Here is a 4,256-nt window from a genome sequence, read left to right as displayed (position 1 = left end):
CGCAACGCGGCGACGACCGCCATACCGCAGGACCCGCCGACCAGCAGCCCCTCCTCGCGGGCGAGGCGCCGGGTCATCTCGAAGCTCTCGGCGTCCGTGACGCCGTGGATCTCGTCCGGGATGGAGGGGTCGTAGGACTCGGGCCACATGTCCTCGCCGACGCCCTCGACGAAGTAGGGGCGTCCGGTGCCGCCCGAGTAGATGGAGCCGTCGGGGTCGGCGCCGATGATGCGTACGGGCCCGCCATCGCGGTCCGCCGAGACCTCCTTCAGGTACCGGCCGGTGCCGGTGATGGTGCCGCCGGTGCCGACGCCGGTGACGAAGTGCGTGAGCTTGCCGTCGGTGTCGTTCCAGATCTCTGGGCCCGTGGTCTCGTAGTGGCTCAGCGGCCCGTTCTGATTGGAGAACTGGTCGGGCTTGTAGGCACCGGGGATCTCGCGGACGAGGCGGTCGGAGACGCCGTAGTAGGAGTGGGGGCTGTCGGGGGCGACGGCGGTCGGCGTGACCACAACTTCTGCGCCGTAGGCCTTGAGGACGTTGCGCTTGTCCTCGCCCACCTTGTCGGGCACCACGAAGACGCATTTGTAGCCGCGCTGCTGCGCCACGAGGGCGAGCCCGACACCGGTGTTGCCGGAGGTCGGTTCGACGATGGTTCCGCCGGGCTTGATCTTCCCCTCGGCTTCGGCTGCGTCGATGATCTTCGCCGCGATGCGGTCCTTCACCGACCCGCCCGGGTTGAGGTATTCGACCTTCGCGAGGACGGTGGCTGCGATACCGTCGGTGACGGAGTTGAGCCTGACCAGCGGGGTGTTGCCGATCAGGTCGACGATTGAATTGGCATACTTCATGACTACAAAGTTACCGGCTGGTGCCCGCACGACCATGCCGCCGTTACGCCGCGGGACGCGACCCGACCTGCTACTGCCCCTGGATCGGAGCCCGCCCGTGACCCTGCGCACTGCCTCCCGGGCGATCCTGCCGGTCCTCGCCCTGGCCTGCATCGCCGCCGGCCTGCTGCCCGGCCCTGCCCTGGCCGGGCTGTGGGAGCGTATCTGGCCGATCCTGCTCTTCGTGACCGCCATGACGGTGGTCACGGACCTGCTCTTCGCGGCGGGCGTCTTCGAACGGATCATCGCGGCATCGGCGCGCCTGGCCGGGGGCCGCACGATCGTGCTGTGGCTCGTGACCGTCGTCCTCGCCGTGGGCTGCACCGTCTTCTTCTCGCTGGATACGACGGCGGTGCTGCTCACGCCCCTGGTGGTGCTGCTCGCCCGGCGGAGCGGGCTCCCTCCCCTGCCCTTCGCGATGACGATCGTCTGGCTCGCCAATACGGCGTCCCTGATCCTGCCGGTGTCCAACCTGACGAACCTCCTGGTGCAGGAGCGGCTGCAGCTCACTCCGGCGGCCTTCGCAGGGCTCGTCTACGGCCCGGCGGTGGTGGGCATCGTCGTGCCGTGCGCCGTCCTGCTCCTGATTTTCCGCCGGCAGCTGTCCGGCCGCTTCTCAGCTGCCGCACCCCGCGCAGCGGAGGACCGCGTCCTGCTGCTGTGCGGTTACGCGGTCCTCGCACTCCTGGTGCCCGCCCTGGTCAGCGGGATCCCGGTGGCGGCGAGTGCGAGCGTGGCCGCCGGCGTCCTCCTGGTCCTCTTCGCGGTCCGGCGACGCAGCACGCTGACCTTCCGGCTGATCCCGGTGAATCCGCTCGTCCTCGCCCTCAGCCTCTTCGTGCTCGTCACCGCGGCACAGGCGCAGGGCCTCGACGCCGGGATCGCTCCCGTGGCCGGGACCGGGGCGGGACTCGCGGACCTCCTGCAGCTCGCGGCCGTCGGTGCCGCCGGCGCCAATGCCGTCAACAACCTGCCCGCCTACCTGGCCCTGGAACCGCTGGCCGGTTCCCCCCTCCGCCTCGCAGCACTGCTCATCGGCGCGAACCTCGGGCCGCTCGTCACCCCCTGGGGATCGCTCGCGACCCTGCTGTGGGCCGAACGGCTGCAGTCCCTCGGCCTGTCCATCCGATGGGTGCCGTTCGCGCTGGCGGGACTGCTGGTGACGGCGCTGACGCTGCCCGCCGCCGTCGTCGTGCTGTGGTGGACGGGGTCCTGAGCCTAGGCTGGGTTGGTAAGCAGCCTGCCGATGAAGGGAACCGACCATGACGGAGACCATGACGAACACCTACCGGATCGCGGCGATCGCCGGCGACGGCATCGGCAAGGAGGTCATGCCGGAGGGGTTGCGCGCGCTCCGGACGGCCGCGGACAGGTACGGCTTCGGCGTCGAGGTCACGGAGTTCGACTACGCCAGCGCCGACTACTACCTCGAGCACGGGCAGATGCTGCCGGACGGCTGGTTCGAGGAACTGCGCGGCTTCGACGCGATCTTCTTCGGGGCCGTCGGCTGGCCCGACGTCGTGCCGGACCACGTGTCCCTCTGGGGCAGCCTGCTGCAGTTCCGGCGCCACTTCGACCAGTACGTGAACCTGCGTCCGGTGCGGTTGCTGCCGGGGATCACCAGTCCCCTGGCCGGCAGGAAGCCGGGCGACGTCGACTTCTACGTGGTCCGCGAGAACACCGAGGGCGAGTACTCGAGCGTCGGCGGCAGGATGTTCGAGGGCACGGACCGCGAGACGGTCATCCAGGACACCGTCATGACCCGTACCGGCGTGGACCGCATCCTGAAATACGCCTTCGAGCTCGCCCGGAAGCGGGAGAAGAAGCACCTGACGTCGGCCACGAAGAGCAACGGCATCTCGATCACCATGCCGTACTGGGACGAGCGCGTGGAGGCGATGGCGGCCGGCTACGAGGACGTGCGCACGGACAAGTTCCACATCGACATCCTCTGCGCGAACTTCGTCCTCCACCCCGACTGGTTCGACGTCGTCGTGGCCAGCAACCTCTTCGGCGACATCCTGTCCGATCTCGGGCCGGCATGCACGGGCACGATCGGGGTCGCACCCAGCGGCAACATCAACCCCGACCGGACCTTCCCCAGCCTCTTCGAGCCGGTGCACGGCTCGGCGCCGGACATCGCGGGCAAGGGGATCGCCAATCCGGTCGGCCAGATCTGGAGTGCCTCGATGATGCTGGAGCACCTCGGCGAGCCGGAGGCGGCCGCCGCGATCCTCAGCGCCATCGAGTCGGTGCTGGCCGCCGGCGGTGACACCCTCACCCGGGACCTCGGCGGTACCGGGACGACGGCGTCGCTCGGCGAGGCGATCGCGTCGACGATCCGTGGGTGATCCGCGGCCCTAGCGCCCCGCCCCGTCGGCGGAGACCTCCCACTGGCGGGCACCCGCGCCGGCCGCGCCGCGCGACTCGACCACGCGCCGGGTCCGCTCGCGCACCGCTGCCTCGTGCTCCGGGGACGAGCAGGCCCCGACCGGCCGATCGGGGGCGAGGGAACACCAGCGGTAGGGTGCCGCGACGATCAGGGACGGCACCCAGTCGAAGCCGGAGACGGACCAGCCGCCGCCGGCAGCCCGGCTCAGCCGGACCCGGATCATCAGGCCTTCGTTGTTGACCTCGTGGACGGGTGACAGCTCTGTCACCCCGTTGCCCAGCCCGTACGCGATCCACGTGCCGTTGTAGCGCTCGACCGGCAGGACCGAGTGGGTGTGGTGGCCGTAGACGACGTCGATCTCGCCGCTGTCCGCGAGCGCGTGGGCGACCTCCACCTGCTGGGCGTTCGGGTCGGAGGAGTATTCGTCGCCGGCGTGCAGTGCAGCGATCACGATGTCCGCCCCCTGGCCCCGGGCCGCCCTCGCCTTCGCGATCATGTCCTGCGCATCGATCAGGTCCACGCGCCACGGCTCGTCGGGCACCAGTCCGTTCAGCCCGTACGTCGCCTCGATGACCGCCACCCTCGCCTGCGGCTGGTCGAGGATCAGGACCTCCTCCGCATCGGCGGCGCTCGCATAGGACCCCGTGTGGTCGAGGCCCACCGCATCCAGCGCCGCGAGCGTGCGTTCCACCCCCTGGGTACCCCAGTCGATGGTGTGGTTGCTCGCGGTGGTGCACGCGTCGTACCCGACGTCCTTCGCCGCGGCGAGGATCTGCGGCGGGACGTTGAACTGCGGATAGCCGCTGAACGGTCCTTCCGCATCGGCCACGGGTGTCTCGAGGTGGCAGACGCCGAGCGTGCCCGCCGCGAGATAGGGGCGCTGGCCCGCGAGCAACGGCCCGAAATCCAGCGGAAGTCGGCCCGTCACCGCCGCGTCCGCCGCGGCCTGCTCCCACAGCTGCGGGTGCACCAGGAGG

General features: G+C 70.3%; 4 protein-coding genes. 2 read left to right on the top strand and 2 right to left on the bottom strand.

The features are described 5' to 3' along the window. Positions 1 to 848, bottom strand: an 848-nt coding sequence (locus tag CVO76_RS15600; protein WP_208741862.1) for a pyridoxal-phosphate dependent enzyme, incomplete at its 3' end; no start/stop codon positions are given. A 97-nt stretch (positions 849 to 945) separates the two neighbouring features. Here CVO76_RS15600 and CVO76_RS15595 point away from each other — a divergent pair. Together CVO76_RS15595 and CVO76_RS15590 are read left to right on the top strand one after the other, a co-directional pair. After that, positions 946 to 2,103 (top strand): SLC13 family permease, encoded by a 1,158-nt coding sequence (locus tag CVO76_RS15595; protein WP_244186039.1) that lies wholly within the window; start codon positions 946 to 948, stop codon positions 2,101 to 2,103. Between the two features lie 58 nt (positions 2,104 to 2,161). Continuing rightward, positions 2,162 to 3,238, top strand: a complete 1,077-nt coding sequence (locus tag CVO76_RS15590) for a tartrate dehydrogenase (RefSeq protein ID WP_208741860.1) — start codon at positions 2,162 to 2,164, stop codon at positions 3,236 to 3,238. Between the two features lie 9 nt (positions 3,239 to 3,247). Here the strand turns inward: CVO76_RS15590 and CVO76_RS15585 are convergent. Next, on the bottom strand, positions 3,248 to 4,256 hold a 1,009-nt coding region (locus CVO76_RS15585; RefSeq protein WP_244186038.1), incomplete at its 5' end, for a CapA family protein.

The sequence above is a fragment of the Arthrobacter agilis genome (genome assembly GCF_002953615.1).
Classification (GTDB): Bacteria; Actinomycetota; Actinomycetes; order Actinomycetales; family Micrococcaceae; genus Arthrobacter_D; species Arthrobacter_D agilis_B.
This window is presented reverse-complemented; position numbering and strand designations above follow the sequence as displayed.

Coding starts and splice junctions, on each gene's coding strand:
- CVO76_RS15590 (WP_208741860.1), top strand. CDS start 2,162: ATGACGAACACCTACCGGATCGCGGCGATCGCCGGCGACGGCATCGGC.